Origin of the sequence: Desulfosporosinus cupriresistens (genome assembly GCF_001707885.1) — a bacterium.
In the GTDB taxonomy this organism is placed as follows: domain Bacteria; phylum Bacillota; class Desulfitobacteriia; order Desulfitobacteriales; family Desulfitobacteriaceae; genus Desulfosporosinus.
This window is the reverse complement of record NZ_MASS01000001.1, coordinates 149,720-165,592: the sequence shown is the minus strand read 5'-3', so window position 1 is coordinate 165,592 and position 15,873 is coordinate 149,720. Positions and strand designations below refer to the sequence as shown.

21 protein-coding genes are annotated in these 15,873 nt (G+C 44.5%); 16 read left to right on the top strand and 5 right to left on the bottom strand.

Annotated features, from left to right (window positions below):
- The first annotated feature begins 11 nt into the window (after nt 1–11).
- The 6 genes from DSBG_RS00785 (at nt 12) to DSBG_RS00760 (ending at nt 4,824) form a co-directional block, all read left to right on the top strand.
- A complete protein-coding gene (locus DSBG_RS00785) occupies nt 12–884 on the top strand; it encodes a secretion protein F (RefSeq protein ID WP_068962314.1) in 873 nt (290 codons plus the stop codon).
- A gap of 11 nt (nt 885–895) precedes the next feature.
- Nucleotides 896–1,291: a DUF4320 family protein gene (locus DSBG_RS00780; protein WP_068962313.1), complete on the top strand. Its 396-nt coding sequence runs from the start codon at nt 896–898 to the stop codon at nt 1,289–1,291.
- The gene (locus tag DSBG_RS00775) at nt 1,291–1,836 is read left to right on the top strand and encodes a hypothetical protein (RefSeq protein WP_083236654.1); all 546 of its coding nucleotides are present in this window, start codon (nt 1,291–1,293) and stop codon (nt 1,834–1,836) included. Before DSBG_RS00780 ends, DSBG_RS00775 begins: the two co-directional genes overlap by 1 nt.
- A 142-nt stretch (nt 1,837–1,978) precedes the next feature.
- A complete protein-coding gene (locus tag DSBG_RS00770) occupies nt 1,979–2,545 on the top strand; it encodes a DUF6550 family protein (RefSeq protein ID WP_068962311.1) in 567 nt (188 codons plus the stop codon).
- 73 nt (nt 2,546–2,618) lie between these two features.
- Nucleotides 2,619–4,346, top strand: coding sequence for a DUF8193 domain-containing protein (locus DSBG_RS00765; RefSeq protein WP_068962310.1), 1,728 nt, complete (start codon nt 2,619–2,621; stop codon nt 4,344–4,346).
- A gap of 25 nt (nt 4,347–4,371) precedes the next feature.
- On the top strand, nt 4,372–4,824 hold the full coding sequence (locus DSBG_RS00760) for a DUF3846 domain-containing protein (RefSeq protein ID WP_068962309.1): 453 nt from the start codon (nt 4,372–4,374) through the stop codon (nt 4,822–4,824).
- Between the two features lie 239 nt (nt 4,825–5,063).
- On the opposite strand, the gene DSBG_RS22750 is transcribed toward DSBG_RS00760, so the two are convergent.
- The 4 genes from DSBG_RS22750 to DSBG_RS00750 form a co-directional block, all read right to left on the bottom strand.
- Nucleotides 5,064–5,225: a hypothetical protein gene (locus tag DSBG_RS22750; protein WP_176716127.1), complete on the bottom strand. Its 162-nt coding sequence runs from the start codon at nt 5,223–5,225 to the stop codon at nt 5,064–5,066.
- A 29-nt stretch (nt 5,226–5,254) separates the two neighbouring features.
- Nucleotides 5,255–5,410 carry a hypothetical protein gene (locus DSBG_RS22745; RefSeq protein WP_176716126.1) on the bottom strand — a complete coding sequence of 52 codons (156 nt, stop codon included), beginning with the start codon at nt 5,408–5,410 and terminating at the stop codon, nt 5,255–5,257.
- A gap of 50 nt (nt 5,411–5,460) precedes the next feature.
- Nucleotides 5,461–5,799, bottom strand: coding sequence for a MarR family transcriptional regulator (locus DSBG_RS00755; RefSeq protein ID WP_068962308.1), 339 nt, complete (start codon nt 5,797–5,799; stop codon nt 5,461–5,463).
- A gap of 84 nt (nt 5,800–5,883) precedes the next feature.
- On the bottom strand, nt 5,884–6,090 hold the full coding sequence (locus DSBG_RS00750) for a hypothetical protein (protein ID WP_068962307.1): 207 nt from the start codon (nt 6,088–6,090) through the stop codon (nt 5,884–5,886).
- 234 nt (nt 6,091–6,324) lie between these two features.
- On the opposite strand from DSBG_RS00750, the gene DSBG_RS00745 reads away from it, so the two are divergent.
- The 7 genes from DSBG_RS00745 to DSBG_RS00715 all read left to right on the top strand — a co-directional run bounded on the left by DSBG_RS00745 (nt 6,325) and on the right by DSBG_RS00715 (nt 13,692).
- Complete coding sequence (locus tag DSBG_RS00745; protein WP_141694209.1) at nt 6,325–7,020, top strand: hypothetical protein; 696 nt, start codon at nt 6,325–6,327, stop codon at nt 7,018–7,020.
- A gap of 103 nt (nt 7,021–7,123) precedes the next feature.
- On the top strand, nt 7,124–7,744 hold the full coding sequence (locus DSBG_RS00740) for a hypothetical protein (protein WP_083236653.1): 621 nt from the start codon (nt 7,124–7,126) through the stop codon (nt 7,742–7,744).
- The gene (locus DSBG_RS00735; RefSeq protein ID WP_068962305.1) at nt 7,728–8,651 is read left to right on the top strand and encodes a hypothetical protein; all 924 of its coding nucleotides are present in this window, start codon (nt 7,728–7,730) and stop codon (nt 8,649–8,651) included. The genes DSBG_RS00740 and DSBG_RS00735 overlap by 17 nt, the downstream gene beginning before the upstream one ends.
- Before the next feature lie 165 nt (nt 8,652–8,816).
- Entirely contained in the window at nt 8,817–10,031 is a 1,215-nt protein-coding gene (locus DSBG_RS00730) for a DNA cytosine methyltransferase (protein ID WP_068962304.1), read from the top strand.
- Nucleotides 10,028–10,999: a DUF4928 family protein gene (locus tag DSBG_RS00725; RefSeq protein WP_068962303.1), complete on the top strand. Its 972-nt coding sequence runs from the start codon at nt 10,028–10,030 to the stop codon at nt 10,997–10,999. Before DSBG_RS00730 ends, DSBG_RS00725 begins: the two co-directional genes overlap by 4 nt.
- A gap of 165 nt (nt 11,000–11,164) precedes the next feature.
- Entirely contained in the window at nt 11,165–11,854 is a 690-nt protein-coding gene (locus DSBG_RS00720; protein WP_068962302.1) for a TraC-like domain-containing protein, read from the top strand.
- Nucleotides 11,851–13,692 carry a VirB4 family type IV secretion system protein gene (locus tag DSBG_RS00715; protein ID WP_083236651.1) on the top strand — a complete coding sequence of 614 codons (1,842 nt, stop codon included), beginning with the start codon at nt 11,851–11,853 and terminating at the stop codon, nt 13,690–13,692. Before DSBG_RS00720 ends, DSBG_RS00715 begins: the two co-directional genes overlap by 4 nt.
- A 40-nt stretch (nt 13,693–13,732) precedes the next feature.
- Here the strand turns inward: DSBG_RS00715 and DSBG_RS00710 are convergent, their stop codons facing one another.
- Nucleotides 13,733–14,044 carry a helix-turn-helix domain-containing protein gene (locus tag DSBG_RS00710; protein ID WP_068962301.1) on the bottom strand — a complete coding sequence of 104 codons (312 nt, stop codon included), beginning with the start codon at nt 14,042–14,044 and terminating at the stop codon, nt 13,733–13,735.
- 160 nt (nt 14,045–14,204) lie between these two features.
- Here DSBG_RS00710 and DSBG_RS00705 point away from each other — a divergent pair, with 160 nt between their 5' ends.
- The 3 genes from DSBG_RS00705 (at nt 14,205) to DSBG_RS22740 (ending at nt 15,845) form a co-directional block, all read left to right on the top strand.
- Complete coding sequence (locus tag DSBG_RS00705) at nt 14,205–14,762, top strand: SLOG family protein (protein WP_242877360.1); 558 nt, start codon at nt 14,205–14,207, stop codon at nt 14,760–14,762.
- Between the two features lie 71 nt (nt 14,763–14,833).
- The gene (locus tag DSBG_RS00700) at nt 14,834–15,652 is read left to right on the top strand and encodes a C39 family peptidase (protein ID WP_068962300.1); all 819 of its coding nucleotides are present in this window, start codon (nt 14,834–14,836) and stop codon (nt 15,650–15,652) included.
- 43 nt (nt 15,653–15,695) lie between these two features.
- Nucleotides 15,696–15,845, top strand: a complete 150-nt coding sequence (locus DSBG_RS22740) for a hypothetical protein (RefSeq protein WP_176716125.1) — start codon at nt 15,696–15,698, stop codon at nt 15,843–15,845.
- Nucleotides 15,846–15,873: the final 28 nt, after the last annotated feature.

The window sequence follows — 15,873 nt, the reverse complement described above, 5'->3', positions numbered from 1 at the left end:
AGGTGAAACCCTTGTATGCCATTCTATTTTTCTTCGTCCTGTTCTTCGCGGCAGGGGCGTATCTTGTCCTTGCCGACGTATTGAAGCTGCCGACCCTTGCAACGACAAAGGCGGTCTTGACGGTGGCAAGGCAGGATAAAAAGCAGACCATGAACCTTGAAACAGTCGTCTTTGAGCTTTCATCCAGGCTTTCCGGGCTTATCAGGCTGGACGGCTACAAGCGGCGCAAGCTGGAGGCCGCTTTGAAATCCGCCGGGATGAAGCTAACTCCTGAAACCTATATCGCCAGGGCCTGGGTAAAGGCGGGGCTGATAGCGCTTTTGATTTTCCCCCTGCTGCCCATCTTCCCGATTTTATGCCCCGTCATCCTGTTTTTGGCGGTGGCGGTCTTTTTCAGGGAACAGCAGGTGGCCGACGAAATTGTTAGGCAGAAACGTGAAAGGATTGAATATGAGCTGCCGAGGTTCGTTTCTACCGTTTCCCAGGAGTTAAAGGTTTCCCGCGATGTGCTGTCCATTTTGAATTCCTATCAGAAAAATGCGGGCGAAAGCTTCAAGCAGGAGCTGGAAATCACCATTGCCGACATGAAATCAGGCAATGAAGAAACGGCGCTGACCAGGTTGGAGGCAAGAATCGGGAGCACCATGCTCTCCGATGTGGTCCGGGGGCTTATTTCCGTTAAGCGCGGCGACAACGGCGCAGTCTACTTTGAAATGTTGAGCCACGATTTTAAGCTGCTGGAATTGCAGCGGCTGAAGCTCATCGCCATGAAGCAGCCGGGCAAGGTGCGGAAGTATTCCTTCTTTTTGCTGGGCTGCTTTCTCCTGATGTATCTCGGCGTTCTTGGGTATGAAATTATGAACGCCTTTGGAAAGCTGTTCTAGGAGGTGGAGCCATGATAAAAGTGCTTAAATCCAGAAGCGGAAAAGGCTATATTGATGCGGTCGTGGTAGTTCTTGCGGTGATGATGGTGCTTGCCCTGGTGGTCAGGGTTGCGCCGGTATTTGTCGCCAAACAGCAGCTTGACACCTTTGCTGCGGAGCTTTGCCGCTCGGCTGAAATCGCCGGGCGTGTGGGGAACGAAACCACGGCAAGAGCCAACCGGCTGAAAGATGAGACCGGCTTGGACCCGGCCATCAGTTGGTCGAAAACCGGCGACATCCAGCTTAATGAAGAATTTACCGTAACCCTTTCCAATACGGTCAATATCGGCCTGTTCGGTGATTTTTCTTCCTTCCCGATTACTCTGACCGCGAAGGCGACGGGCGTATCGGAGGTGTATCACAAATAATGGTAAGAATAAAGAAAATCCTCCGGCATACCTCCGGCAATTCCGCCCCTTTGACGCTGGCGATTGTCCTTGTCGTGATTATCCTGTCCTGCGTGGTCTTTGAATATATGCGGCTGATGGTCATAGCAAGCGGTGTGCGGGACGCAGTTCAGTCCGCAATGATTGACGTTGCCACCGAAAATTGGGACGACGCCTACAACGGACTGCGTGAGGGCTACAGCGGAGGCTATACCTTAAGCGGGACGGATTGGGTGGTCAAGCTGGACACCGGGGATGTATACTCCCGCCTGGAAAGCACCTTGGGCGTAAAAAAAGAAGGCGGAAAATATATAAAATACACAGGCCCCGATGTGGAATACACCCTGTCCGACCTTTCCGTCAGTATGCAGAACGCGCCCCTTGCCCCGACCAACACCGGCGGCATTTCGCAGCTATCTGCGACGGGGACAGTGGATGTAGAAGTGCCCCTCTCCTTTGGGTGGGGAGATCTTCCACCCTTAAAAATTACCATGAAGCTGAAAGGAGGATTTACACCAAAATTCTAGAAGGATTGTGCATTTTAACCCCGTAGGATGGGAAAATTATAGGACTAATGGCCGCTAGACGCGGCCCAAATGGTAATGGTATAATATGTATGAAAATACACTTCGATTTTTATAGATAAACCCTATGAAGGAGGTTGAGTTTATGAGCAAATTAAATGTCAAGACCCAAAAGAGACTGCTAGTTTCAGGACTTGCCGTCCTATGTGTCGTTCTGGTCATTGCCGTTTTCTCCTTTGTCGGAGGTAGCGGTGAAAAGGATAAATCAAATATCGCAAATAACATAAGCAATAACGTAACAGTAGATGATATAAAAACCGACGACAAGGCCGGGGTATCCGTCCCCAATATTATGGCACCCACCAACGGGACGGAAAGTCAGACATCAAGCAATGTAGTCCTTGATATAGACAAGCAGCAGGACGTTGAAGTACCGATTGCCGAAACCCCACAAAAACCGGCTGAACCGGAAAAACCTGTGGTCAAGGATGAAGGTGCCCTGAAAAATCCCGATACGCCGCCTGTATATGATAAAGAGCAGACCACTGTGGAGAAAAAAAGCAGTGAGCCCAAAAGCGGGGACAAAAAGGACGGCCAGGTATATATCCCCGGCTTTGGATGGGTGAAGGATGAAGGCGGCGGCAGTCAAGGTGTAAAAGTAGGCAACGAAGGTGACAAGCTAACAGGAAACAAAGTTGGTCAGATGAATTGAATATAGCCGTAATAAATCGTTGGAGTATGGTATAAAAAGCCATACTCCTTTTATTTTGACTGGAGGTGCTCATTTGAAAAGAATTATCCCCTTTATGCTTTGCCTTGTGCTGCTTTTCTGCTTTTCGCCGATGGCCGCTCTTGCAGATACGGGCGGTAGTGGCAATATTGATGGAGGCGGCGGCGGTCTTGGAGGAGGAAGTGATGAAAACTATTGGAACGGCGGTAATGACGGGGTACGTGTAACGGTTGTCAATGCGAATACGGGTTCGCCTGTGACAGTATCTATTGACATTACTAATATAACGCCAACAGTACAGTATCATTTTGGAAAGGTCAGTAAAATCCAATACCGAAATGGGACATCATTGTCGCTTGAAACAAACACATATACGTATGCAAATCCATCTATAGAAATGCCGAGAATTGTTAGCGGGGACGGTAACGCTAATATTGATGCGATTAAAGCATATTTTTGTGATGAAATTATTGTCCGCTATATTTCCCAACTTACAGGAATTGAATACCAATCCCTCATTAGCGGAGAAAACAAGCTTTTTTTGGAGCCCATTGCTTACTTCACTTTTCAAGGGCAGAAAGTAGCCATGACCGCAACGGAAACCGCCATGTACGACAATTTGCTAAGCGGTGGTCTGGGTTCCAAAATGGGTTCTCTGACCCATAAAAACCTGCCCTTCGCCATGTTCCTGGAAACCCCTGATTTGGGCTTTGTCGCCTATTCCGGCGCAACGGACCAAAGCCAGTCCAACGATACCATTATAGCCGAGTTGGGACTTGGCATTGTGAGATTTGCCGGCCAGCCCGCAACTCCGCCCCCTGAAACGGATTACGATTACGAATACAGGGTTGATACGGACGTAATCACTCCGGTCATGCTCTACGCTTCCAGGGAAATTAATCCCGACAGTCCTGCAAAAGTGACTTTCAGGATCAAGGGCAGTACGTACACCGTCAGCAATATCGTCATACCCGCAGGCGAAAGCCAGCTTGTGTGGTGCAAATGGCACACACCCTCCAGCCCTGAGGAAATCACCATTACGGTAAGCAGTACAAAAGGCACATTAAGCCAAACGTCAATTCATGTAAAGATTATCCGTCTGGACGAAAATGAACCGCCGAATCCGACGGCAACGGACAGAAATGACGGTTTTTCGACAATCGGTATTCCGTCAAGGGCAGTGAAAGCCTCGGCCTCCTGGGGGGTTTGGTGGGCGCAGTGGCATCCCTATTGGGTCTGGATATCCCATTGGGTGTGGGTTGGCGGTGAGGATGGAAGCTGGGAAGATCATGGCTGGTGGGAGGACCACGGCTGGTATGATTTTTTCAGAGACAACTATTCCGCATCCCTTTCCGGCAGCATGAGCCTTTTGCCGGATGATAAAGTGCCCACCGCCAGCGGCAGCACTATGAAATCGGGCTATGGAGTAAAAACCACCGTCAATGCGCAGTTTACAACCAACGCGCCGCCCTCCCATGTGACGGGTACGCAGACGGCGACAGCCTATTTTCCTGAATTCCATTACAAGGATTACTGGCGCTTGCTGGACCGGACGGCAAACGGATACTCCGCGCAGTTTCAGTTTAAGACAAACAAGTATTCCACCTACAACCGCAGGGTGCATTTTCTTCCGATTTGGTATCCCAACGGACAATACACGGTGGATACCTACATTCAGGACGCCTGGACCCCTGCCGGTATGCTGTCAATCAGCATAAGGGATGATGTAAGCATTTCCGGCTCACTCTATGACGATTGGCACCTTGCGCCCCTTAACCCATAAGTACGGATGGAGGTTTTATATTTTTATGGAAAACGAAACGGATCTGAAAAAACTTCGTGTTTTGATTGTAGAGCCTGAAAAGCCGCCTTATGTTGCTGAAATTGAAAACAATCTCCGGTCCTTGCAGGAGATGGTGGGCGGAAATATACAGTATGTCGGACTTGACAGGGACACCTTCTTCTACTGCAATGAGGAAGGCAAGCTGTTGGGGCTTCCAGGAAATCGCAAGCTGGATAACGGTGATATTGTGGCGGGGACTTTTATCATCTGCCGTGAAGATGGAACAGGTGAAGAAGCTTCTCTTACGGATGAACAAATCGAAAAATACATGAGTCGATTTAGGGAGCCGGAATTATATACAGTCCAAGAGGTCGAGGACACGAGCTATGCCAGCGTTAAATCTTACAATAGCAGCGACGACTTCTTGAAGGCTCTTTTTGATGCCCAAGATGAGGACGAAGACGAAATGGAGCTATAATGAGCATGACTTTCACGGCTGTACCTAAACGGGGTGCAGCCCTTTTTTTATCTGGAGATGGTTATGATTTTTTGCCAAAGATCCTGAGATAAAATGGGTTAGAGCTGAAGCATAAAAGGCAAGTTCTATCAGTATTCCGGAACTTGTCTTTTTTATTTCACCCCCTTACGGTGAATATAAAGGGGGGGTCTAGAATGTTGATAAAAAAAGGAAGCTATAAAAAGCTTCCGGTAATCTAATCAATCATCATTCAGGATATCCCACTTGTCATTATCCCTTACATAATCTTCAATATCCGAAACAGTATCCCAATCCCTTGTGAATACACTATCATCGTAAATATTGCTTATAGTTTTATCATCCAAATGGTCTAAATCAAGATTTACTTTAGGGTCAAACATATACATTTCTCCCTCCATAATCCTACAATTTAATTATCATTACTAAAGTGATAGTCATAAGCTTCGGTATAGTTAATTCCCAGAGCATTGCATGCGTCTTCAATATCACAATCATTTTCACGCATGAAATCACTTACTTCTCTGTCCAGAGTTGTATTAACTCCATCAAAAATTTCGAAAGACATCAATTCTTTACCTCCTTACATTTAATAAATTAATAATTAATAAATAATGATTATATATCATTGAAATACTTTTGAATTAATGCATTTTTATCTTGAGCAAATTTTTCGCCTCTAAACTCTAGTGAAAAACGATAGCCCGAAATATACTTGTCATCCGATTTCTCAATTATACCAATATTTATTAGATTTTTTATACTTTTGGATACGATGCTTTTGTCTAAAAATATCAGTTCAGAAATATTCTTTTGAGAAATTGCCTTATAATTTTCAACATCTAAAACACATAACAAATAAAGAATAATTTTATAATCTGCTTTACTTAAATCACTTCGAACAAAAAGTTGTTCAAAAAAATTTCTTTGGCTATGTATCGCATTAAAATCTGTCAATGTTCTTTACCTCCTTATTATATTCAACCTATATGAAAATAATATAACAAAGTTGAATATAAGTCAACTAATTTATGCGGAATTCTATTTGAAGAAGATTGTTGGTTGTCCACCAATCTCACTCTGGCAACGGAAGATCTTCATTCTGTTACCAACCAGCTTTTCTTCAGAAATATTGGACACCTGATGTACCATATAAACTTCTCCATCTATCCGGAATCGAACTGGTCTGGGAACACCCTCCAAATCAAACCAAGCAATCTTTTCTATTGGTTTCATAAGAACTTTCATTATTCTTCCCCCTCAGAACATAAAAGGAACGTGCGTTCTATTATATTTGAATAGTTTGGAAATATCAATGGAAAAATCACATCAAGGTAAGCCGGAACATATATTAACGTCCGGTTTTTTGTTTTGCCTAAAAAGGATATCAAATGTCAGCCTGTTTGTTTTGGGAGGAATATTCAGGAAACATGTAGAATGTTACTTGAGATTGGCTTGGACTCGGTAGGAGGTGATATACTCTTGGATTATTTTGGTGAAGACGAGATCTATGTTTTGGCTGAATGCAAATTTTGTGAAAAAGTCGTAAAAGTACCAAAAGATATCTGTGTGCAAACTACAGAGGGCTTGAAGACTAAGAACACTCGTAAATGTGTCTGCGGTCAGGAATTTAATCTAATTAATGGCGTTGCAAAGAGCCTTTCTCCTGGTATACCTGTCATAAACATCATTGCACATGGGAACTCATTTGATATTGAACTTCATCCCGGAGACGTACTTATCAGGAAGAAAGGATTAATTGAAAAAGAAATGTTAGTAGGAATACCCGACCTGTTTATAAGTGAGTATAACAAACCCGGACTGCTGCAACCAGGAAAAATGAGAATTATCTGTCTGATTGATAATAAAAAGAAGGAATTTCTCACTTATTTTAGCAAACAAAATCTATCTCAATTTGAACAAATTTATTTCGAATTAAACAGATATGTGAGAGAAACTCAGGGTACTTGCAGCGTATGTAAACACAACTGGTATTTTAATATGGCCGATGTACTAAGAGAAAAAGGAAAACGAATGAAAGATACGGGAAAAGATCTATTGGCATTAGGATTTCTACCGTTGGCACTTATACCAAATGAACAAATTCGCGATCTGGAACGTTGCCCTAAGTGTGGTTCCAGGGCTGTCACATTAAAGGACGTAATCAACAGAAAATAACCATAACCGTGCAACATATTTACATGAAGGAAATTTACGTTGATTTCTGAGAAGAATGGATAAAATAGGCTTTCGGATTTTGGCTGTAATAGGGGGATAATATATGGCAAAACGCAAATGCCCTGCTTGCGGGTCAACAGATACTGTTAAGTTATTATACGGTATGCCGAATCAAGAGGCTTATGGGGATGAGCAGCGTAGGGAAATTGTGCTTGGCGGGTGCTATATCTCTCCTAACAGTCCAAACCGAGCTTGTAAGAATTGCGGACAACGGTTTGGTGGTAATAACTCTGAACTAAAAAATATGTGTTCCTTTGACTTTTATGTTGGCGGTTATTTCGGTACATCGTACCATGTTTACATAGACGGCAGACGTGAGAAGAAGTGGCTTAGATATGGACAAACATCCAATGGATATATTCTATTTGACTTGAAAAATGAAATCCCTTCCGAGTATTATGCTATGGAAGATGTCGTTCTAACTGAAAAAGAGTTGTCAAATGAGCAATGGTATAACTTGATTGATGAGATTGCCGCTTGTGAAGTTGAATACTGGAACAATAACTATTTTAATAGTACGATTTTAGACGGGACGCAGTGGCATATTGAAATTGGGCTTCCCGAAGGGCATGAAATTTATAAATCTGGAAGCAATGAATATCCACCCGCATGGAAGAAGTTTATAAAGGTTCTCAAGAAATATGTTGATGAACGTATTGGATGATAACCCAGAGTCTCAATTAATAACATGGAAGGCAATAAGTTGGCTCGGTAAGGGGAGATTAAATTTATTGGAAAAACACAATAAGTTCATTATCATTAGTAAAAATGGTCATAAGATTTTGAGAGTTAAGTTTAAGGAAACTCATAAACGATACAATTCACATATGGGTGAGGTAGATATATTATTTGATGCAGCTAAAAACGCATATTTTGATATCGCATGTTTACAAACAAAACAAGGCCGAATTTACTGTGATAGACATATTAACGCTGTATCATGGCACGGTTTCTATGACGAAAGTGAAGAGCGAATAAAGCTACCGGTTATTAACTTCAAGGATAATAAGAATAAAGTTTGGTGCCCTCGTCATGCGGGGGTAGTTCAGAAGAAAAATGTTTTTCTATTTCCAATTTGTAGTTGTTATATCCCAGCTAATATGGAGCTATCAAATATCCCAACAATTTCAAATAGAGAAGGCAATTTTGTCGTAGAGGTAAATAAAGAATGTAACGTGAGAATTGACTTCTTTGTTTTGCCAAGAGGGGTTAATTATGACGATTTCGTTTCAAGAGTTAGCTTATCGGTATTCTATTTTATTGCAGATATAACGATTTTCGACAAAAGCCTAAATGGAGAACTCTTAGAATTACCAGTATCAAAAAAGGAAGATGTAAAGTTTCTCTCTGCAAAAATTGCTGATTGGCATACTTTAATTCGTGTTGTATATGCAGAAAAAACACGGGAACCAGAACTATGTGGTAAATACAGTTTATTGTTTCATGACCCCAATAGTTCTATTGATATGTTATTGAACAGATCAATTGGTTACCCCGACAAGAATGGAAAAGTTATATTGGAGTCTATGAAATCTAGACATAACCTTGAGGTCAAAAGACTCGGATTATAAGAAATAAGATTTTTTGTAATAATTCAAGCACATGGGTTAGAATGGCTTTTTACGTACACCTCATACAAAAAAATTGCTACGTTTAACTACTATGCTATAATAAAAACAATTAGGGGTTTCTTGGCAAGAAAATGATACATAATTTCGCAAATGGGGGTTTTTTATTTGATTCGGCAAAAATATAAATTTCTTGAATTCTTTGCCGGAGTAGGCTTAGCCAAATTGGGATTAGGCCATAATTGGGAATGTATTTGGGCTAATGACATCAGCTCCAAAAAAGCAGAAATCTATCGAATGAACCATGAAGCAAGTCATTTTGTACTTGGAGATGTTGCTGACGTATCAAACATTCCGATAGATGCTGATATGGCATGGGCTTCTTTCCCTTGTCAAGACCTATCTCTAGCTGGTTGGCGAAGTGGAATGCTAGCACGTCGAAGTGGAGCATTTTGGCCTTTCTGGAACCATATGTTTTGTCTTTTACAGTTGGGTAATAGACCACCACTAATAGTTATTGAGAATGTGGTTGGGTTGATTCACAGCGGTGATTTTGAAGGTCTATGTGAATCTTTGCTTTCATTAGGAATGCAGTTTGGGGCATTGGTAATTGACGCATCACACTTTGTGCCTCAATCTCGCCAAAGAGTATTTCTTGTTGCTGTAGATCTAACTGTTCCTGTTGACAACTTTACAATTAACGGAGCTGCAAACTCAATTTGGTTCCCGGAAGCTTTATTAAAGGCAAAATCAAAGCTTCCAGCCCATCTTCAAGCTGTATGGAGATGGTGGAATGTACCAGTTCCAGAGAACAATTATATACCAAATATCACCGAAATTATCGAACGTGAACCAACCGGGGTATCATGGAATTCGGATGAAGAAACGCAACGATTGCTCTCGATGATGACGGATCGAAATCGTAATAAAGTTGAAGCTTCACGTTTAGCTGGTGGTGTTCAAGTCGGCTTTCTTTATAAACGTATTAGGCAAGGGGTACAGCGAGCTGAGGTTCGCTTTGACGGTATCGCGGGATGTCTACGGACACCCAGAGGAGGTTCAAGTAGACAAACTGTTGTCGTTGTTGAGAATGGGGTAATTCGTACACGTTTACTTTCACCTCGGGAGGCAGCAAGGCTAATGGGGGTTGAAGACACGTTTTGGTTACCAGATGCTTACAACCATGCCTATGAAGCTATGGGTGATGGTCTCGTTGTACCAGTCGTATCTTGGTTGTCACGACAATTACTTGAACCATTACAGTCAGCATGTAATGCATTAGGAAGTCATGCTCGCGGAGGTAGTCAAGTGATCGAGAGACAGGATGTTATTGCTTCGTATCGTTCTACGCAACGACTTGTAGAAAGGTGGAGAACAGGTTGAATACGACAAATTCTCATATGGAAGTGGCTTTTGAAGCACTCAGGTCTTGGTATGAGAGTCAAAAACCTAGCCCAGACCAGGAACCAAAACGTTATGTAGTTTGTGCCGGACTTGCTATTACTGAGCTAATAAAGGACACTTTTCCTCTGTCGTTAGGAGATTACATAACAGAGAAGAATCAAGTTCGTAAAACCGGGGGGCCAACTATAAAGGCTCTTTTGCTGAGATTTGGTGAAACACGCGAATATGCTCGGGAAGGAGGTAGGACAACAAGAGGAACCAGAACCTCTGCAGAAGAATTGGTCAGGCGATTGAATTCACTTGAAGTTCTCTCTAGGCTTTCCAATTCTGAACGACAGGATGTTATGGAAAGTCTTCAACGATGGTTGGTTCAACGAGTCAGAGAATATTTTGAGCGGAGAAAAATTGAAGTTGAAATTTCTTTAGACCGATCTGGACAACAAATTGTTGCAGACATTCTAGATGCAGCAAATGAAAAAGGAGTTGCTGGAGCCGTTGCACAGCATATTGTAGGAGCAAAACTTGCCTTGCGTTATCCCCATATGGAAATTGAAAACCATTCATATACAACTGCCGATATTCAGTTAGGTAGACCAGGAGATTTTGTTGTTGGGGATACGGTGTTTCATGTGACTGTGGCTCCTATGCCTGCAGTTGTCGATAAATGTGACCAAAACTTGCGAAACAATTACAGAGCTATTTTGTTAGTAACTGATTCTAAAACTCAAGCAGCTAAACAAATGGCAGAAATGAAAGGGATATTGAATCGTATTGGTCTATATGCGATAGAAGCGTTTGTCGGACAAAACATAGAAGAAATGAACGAGTTTGGTAGGAATTCATTATCCCATGGCTGGCGTAACCTCTTAGAAAAGTACAATGAGCGAGTATTAGCAGTAGAAACGGATCGTTCCCTATTGATAGAAATTCCGGCAAATCTTCAATGACGAAGACGAAATGGAGCTATAATAAGCAGGGCTTTCGGGGCTGTACCTAAACGGGTGCAGCTCTTTTTTTATCTGGAGGCGGTTACTCCTGGGGCATAGAAGCATATTCAAATCGGTAGATTGCGAAGGCATTCAGGAAATCGAAGCAAGCGAGGTGGAAATAGCTTGATTTTCCCAATCATTATGATTATGGTGTGCGCTGCTCTGGGGGGCGGCGCTTTTCTTTTCATCAGGCTGTCGGACAAAAGGAAAAAACAGGCTGCGGCAGCGGACGGCCAGCAAAAGACAGCCAATGAGTTTGTCAACGTCAAGGACATCAAAGGCAAATATCTCTACACAAGAGACCAGCTTGTCCTCTGTTATCTGAAAATAAACCCCATCACCATCGACCTGTTCAGCAAGGGCGAAAAACAGCAGTTGATCAAGCAGCTCACAGCGAATATGTCCGGCATACAGCACCCCTTTAAATTTCTTGCCGTATCCCGTCCGGTGGACATTACGCCCCTGATCTCCGAGCTGTCGGCGGCGCTTGCCACCTCCGACCCCAAGCAAAAAGAACTTCTCAAACAGGAAATCCTGGAGATGACCACCTTTGCCCTGTCCGGCGAGGTGGTGGAGCGACAATTTTATATCGTTCTCTGGGAAAAAGCCGACGAGGGCGCCGAAAAGGAGTTGCTGGTGAAGGCAAAGGATTTTGTGGGAAACCTCGACGACTGTGGGATTGGCAGCGAAATCTTGGAACAGCAGAATATTGTACGGCTCTGCAACCTCATCAACAACCCCGCCTACATGCACCTGGAGGACACGGACTTTACCCCTTCCATTCCCATTTTAGGCGGAGGTGTGGTATTTTGATAGGAATCTCCAGAAAAAAGACCGAGTTTGTACCGGTTAATGAGGCCCTCTTAAACGTCATTTCTCCGATGGGGCTGGAAATCAAGAGAAATAGCCTGGTGATCGGTGAAAACACGGGAAAGATTTACGGCGTTGTTCGCTATCCGCAAAAGGTGGATACAGGCTGGCTGAGTAAAATCACCAATATACCGGGCACCCTTGTTTCCATCGGCATCCAGCCGGTGGACAACAGTGCTTTGATTTCAGCCATATCCAAGAGCATTATTCAAAACCGGGCTACCGCCGACGGCGCCAAGGACCCCTTGACCCGGCAGAGAAGCGAAAAAGCCGCGGAGGACGGAGAGCGGATCATGCTCCAGATCGACCAAAACGGCGAAACCGTGGCGTTGATGAGCCTTGTCATCATGCCGGTGGCCCATGACGAAAAAAGCTTTGTCAAGGGGTGCCGAAGGGTGGAGAGTGTCGTCAACGTGATGAAATGCAAGGTCAGAACCCTTGCCAACCTGCAAAAAGAGGGCTTGCAGACCATTTCCCCGACCTATCCCGTAAGTCCGGTTGTGGAGAGCATTGTACAGCGTATCATCCCCATGAGCACCTTTGTGGGCGGCTTCCCCTTTGCAAGCTCCGGTTTCAATGACGGCACCGGGTACTATTTTGCAAAGGACAATAACGGCGGATTGATCATAGTAGACACCTGGAAGCGAGGCAATGACCGCACCAATTCCAATATGGTCTTTATGGGCGTAGCCGGTGTGGGCAAATCCACCGCCGTCAAGCATATCGCTTTAGCGGAATATATGAAAGGCACCAAGCTGATTTTCATCGACCCCGAATCGGAATACCGGGATCTGTGCCTGAATTTGAACGGCGACTGGATTAACGCGGGGGGTGGCGCCAACGGCAAAATCAATCCCCTGCAAATCCGGCCTGCACCCAGGGACAGCGAGGACGAGTCGGACGAAAAGGGCGGCAAGCTGTATCGGGACGAGGGTAACGGCATGTCGGACATGGCGCTCCACGTTAAGAATCTGGAGATCTTCTTCAATCTCTACCTGCCCAGTCTCACGGACATGCAGAAGGCCATCCTGAAACAGAGCGTCATCGAGCTTTACAACCGGTTCGGCATCTATTGGAACACGGATATCACCACCCTGTCCAACACACAGTTTCCCACCTTCAGTGATCTGCACAAGCTGATTTCCGAAAAAGCGGAGAAGGATAGCAACAATCCCGTCTATCGTGACCTGGCCTTGTTGCTCTATGATGTAGCCAACGGCAGCGACAGTTTTTTATGGAACGGACACACCGCCGTCGAAACCCATTCCCGCTGCATTTGTTTGGACACCCATTCCCTGCAAAACACCAGCGAAAACATCAAAAGGACGCAATACTTCAACCTGTTGACCTGGTGTTGGGAGCAGATGTCTAAAGACAGGACCGAGCGTGTATTGCTTATTTGCGATGAAGCCTACCTGATGATCGACCCCCAGGTGCCGCAGAGCCTTGTGTTTTTGCGCAATGTGGAAAAACGGGCCAGAAAATATGAAGCAGGACTAATCATCATCTCCCACAGCGTCGTGGATTTTCTATCGCCGGAAATCAAGATGTATGGGCAGGCCCTGCTGGACATCCCCTGTATCAAAGTCATCATGGGGACAGACGGAAAGAATTTGCAGGAAACAAAGGAACTTTACAACCTTACCGAAGCGGAGGAAGAATTGCTGGAAAGCAAGAGACGAGGCCACGCCTTATTTGTGATCGGTTCCAAGCGTCTGCACGTTAATTTTGAGATACCTGAATACAAGTTTGACTATATGGGCAAGGCTGGAGGAAGATAAAAAAAGAAGCAGGCTGTATATCTCATGCAACCTGCCTTTCTCACTTTGTCTTTAAATCCTTAATAATAGCCAGAAGATGCTCCAACTGGCCATCGTTTAGCTTCTTTAACTCACCCATCAAGCTATTTAATTTTGTCGGAAAGCTTACTTCGTCATCAAAGAAATCCTTTGGAGGGACATTCAGATATTCGCAGATATAAAAAAATCCTGTCATGGACGGCAGCGACTTTTTGTTCTCAATTTTATTGATATAGCTTTCGCTTTGACCTAAAGACAGGCTCATATCCCTTGCGGAAACCCCTTTTTGTGTGCGGAGCCTGGTTAATCTTTCGTAAAACAAATCCTCATACATTACAATTCACCACCTTGTATATATGATTATAGACAATACATCGGTTCATTATACGGAATTACAGCATATGTTTCTATTGACATAGGGAAATGTATTCCATATAATGTAAGAAAATATATGCCTTAATTCCTTATTATTATGAGAAAGGTGGTTGCTTAAAATGACGATGCTTATTAAAGAAGCCAATATAAAGCCTGCCTGCTGCTTTGCGGGACCCCGCCCTCAAAGCCTTCCCCTTGGGTTTGACGAAGAAAACGCCGGTTGCCTGCGGTTGAAGCAGGTACTGAAGGAACAGGCGGTCTATTTGATTGAAGCTTTGGGAGTTACTCATTTCATCAGCGGTGTTGATTTAGGGGTCGGCCAGTTTGCCGCAGAAATCGTCCTTGACCTCAAAAGAGACTATCCCGAAATTACCCTGGAGTGCGTTATTCCTTGTGAGGATCAGGCGGCAAAATGGACGATAGCACAGCGTGACAGGTACTTTTCTATTGTGGAACGATGCGATAAGGAAACCCTTTTGCAGCGTCATTATACTAAGGACTGCATTAAAAAGGAAAAGGAATACATGGTCAAGCAAAGTAATTATGTGCTTGCGGTATGGAACGGCAAACCCGGCGGCGCGGGCAACATCCTTGCTTTTGCCCGCACCCTGGGAAAGACTGTGATTCTGATTGACCCCAATACCTTTGAAGTGCGAACTGATTCTAATAAACACTAGCGACACAGCCCAATGAACCGCAAAGGCGCTCCTCAGTAGGAGCGCCTTTTAAATGGAGGTGATTTGATTTTATGGCAATTGATCCGGCAACGGCAAAGCTTCTTGCCCAGGCGGCCTTAAAGCTTGCATCCGATGAGGAAGCAAGAAAAAGGTTGCTGATTATTATTCTTACACCCTTGCTGTGTGTAGTTCTCATCCTGACGGCCTTCGTTTATATCCTTACCCACCCGCTGGAATTTTTGGGTGAGTTTTTCGATAGCCGGGCCATTACTGAGGTCGAGCGGCTGCAAAACGACTACGGGATGTACCAATACCTTGCGGCAACGAATTATGAAAGCGGCGTAACCTCCTATAAGGACGTGATCTTCACCGATGGAGCCACGTCGGTGGTGTACTACAACCAAGGAGATGAACGATATAAAGACATGCCTTACGGGACAGACAACATCGGCGGCTATGGCTGCGGCCCCACCGCAATGGCTATGGTAGTATCCAGCCTGACGGATAAAACGGTTGATCCGGTAGAAATGGCAGAGTGGTCTTATGATAACGGGTATTGGGCTCCCGGCGGCGGTTCCTATCATTCCCTTATTCCGGGCGCAGCGAAAGCCTTTGGCTTGCAGGTAGAAGGCTGCCCGGCAAAAGAACCGCAAAAAATCGTTGATGCACTGTCCTCCGGTAAGCTGGTGGTCGCACTGATGGGCATGGGGCATTTTACATCCGGCGGGCATTTCATCGTGCTGCGCGGCGTAACCACTGAGGGCAAAATCCTGGTGGCGGACCCGGCCAGCAAAAAGCGCAGCGAACAGGAGTGGGATTTGTCCGTCATACTGAATGAAGCAGGAAAAAATGCCGGGGCGGGCGGCCCGTTCTGGATTGTTTCGACATAAGAAGCCCTTTACTTTGGTTGAGTATTTTAATACGGAGGTGTAAATGAATAACCGGAAAAAATTGATTGAATTGTTTATCTATGTACTGATTGTGGTGATCGGGATTTTCCTGCTTTTTACCACCAATCTCAAAGAGCGGGAAAACAAGCCCTATGACGGAGGTGTGAGCGTTGCTGCTGTATCTTTCGAGTAATGGGAAAAGCGGACTGACCGACTTTATG

What these genes read in the sequence shown, in the direction of transcription:
- DSBG_RS00705 (WP_242877360.1), top strand. Translation starts at nt 14,205, where the DNA reads ATGACGATGCTTATTAAAGAAGCCAATATAAAGCCTGCCTGCTGCTTT.
- DSBG_RS22745 (WP_176716126.1), bottom strand. Translation starts at nt 5,410, where the DNA reads ATGTCTTTCGAAATTTTTGATGGAGTTAATACAACTCTGGACAGAGAA.
- DSBG_RS00770 (WP_068962311.1), top strand. Translation starts at nt 1,979, where the DNA reads ATGAGCAAATTAAATGTCAAGACCCAAAAGAGACTGCTAGTTTCAGGA.
- DSBG_RS00740 (WP_083236653.1), top strand. Translation starts at nt 7,124, where the DNA reads ATGGCAAAACGCAAATGCCCTGCTTGCGGGTCAACAGATACTGTTAAG.
- DSBG_RS22740 (WP_176716125.1), top strand. Translation starts at nt 15,696, where the DNA reads ATGAATAACCGGAAAAAATTGATTGAATTGTTTATCTATGTACTGATT.
- DSBG_RS00700 (WP_068962300.1), top strand. Translation starts at nt 14,834, where the DNA reads ATGGCAATTGATCCGGCAACGGCAAAGCTTCTTGCCCAGGCGGCCTTA.
- DSBG_RS00780 (WP_068962313.1), top strand. Translation starts at nt 896, where the DNA reads ATGATAAAAGTGCTTAAATCCAGAAGCGGAAAAGGCTATATTGATGCG.
- DSBG_RS00750 (WP_068962307.1), bottom strand. Translation starts at nt 6,090, where the DNA reads ATGAAAGTTCTTATGAAACCAATAGAAAAGATTGCTTGGTTTGATTTG.
- DSBG_RS22750 (WP_176716127.1), bottom strand. Translation starts at nt 5,225, where the DNA reads ATGTTTGACCCTAAAGTAAATCTTGATTTAGACCATTTGGATGATAAA.
- DSBG_RS00760 (WP_068962309.1), top strand. Translation starts at nt 4,372, where the DNA reads ATGGAAAACGAAACGGATCTGAAAAAACTTCGTGTTTTGATTGTAGAG.
- DSBG_RS00710 (WP_068962301.1), bottom strand. Translation starts at nt 14,044, where the DNA reads ATGTATGAGGATTTGTTTTACGAAAGATTAACCAGGCTCCGCACACAA.
- DSBG_RS00775 (WP_083236654.1), top strand. Translation starts at nt 1,291, where the DNA reads ATGGTAAGAATAAAGAAAATCCTCCGGCATACCTCCGGCAATTCCGCC.
- DSBG_RS00735 (WP_068962305.1), top strand. Translation starts at nt 7,728, where the DNA reads ATGAACGTATTGGATGATAACCCAGAGTCTCAATTAATAACATGGAAG.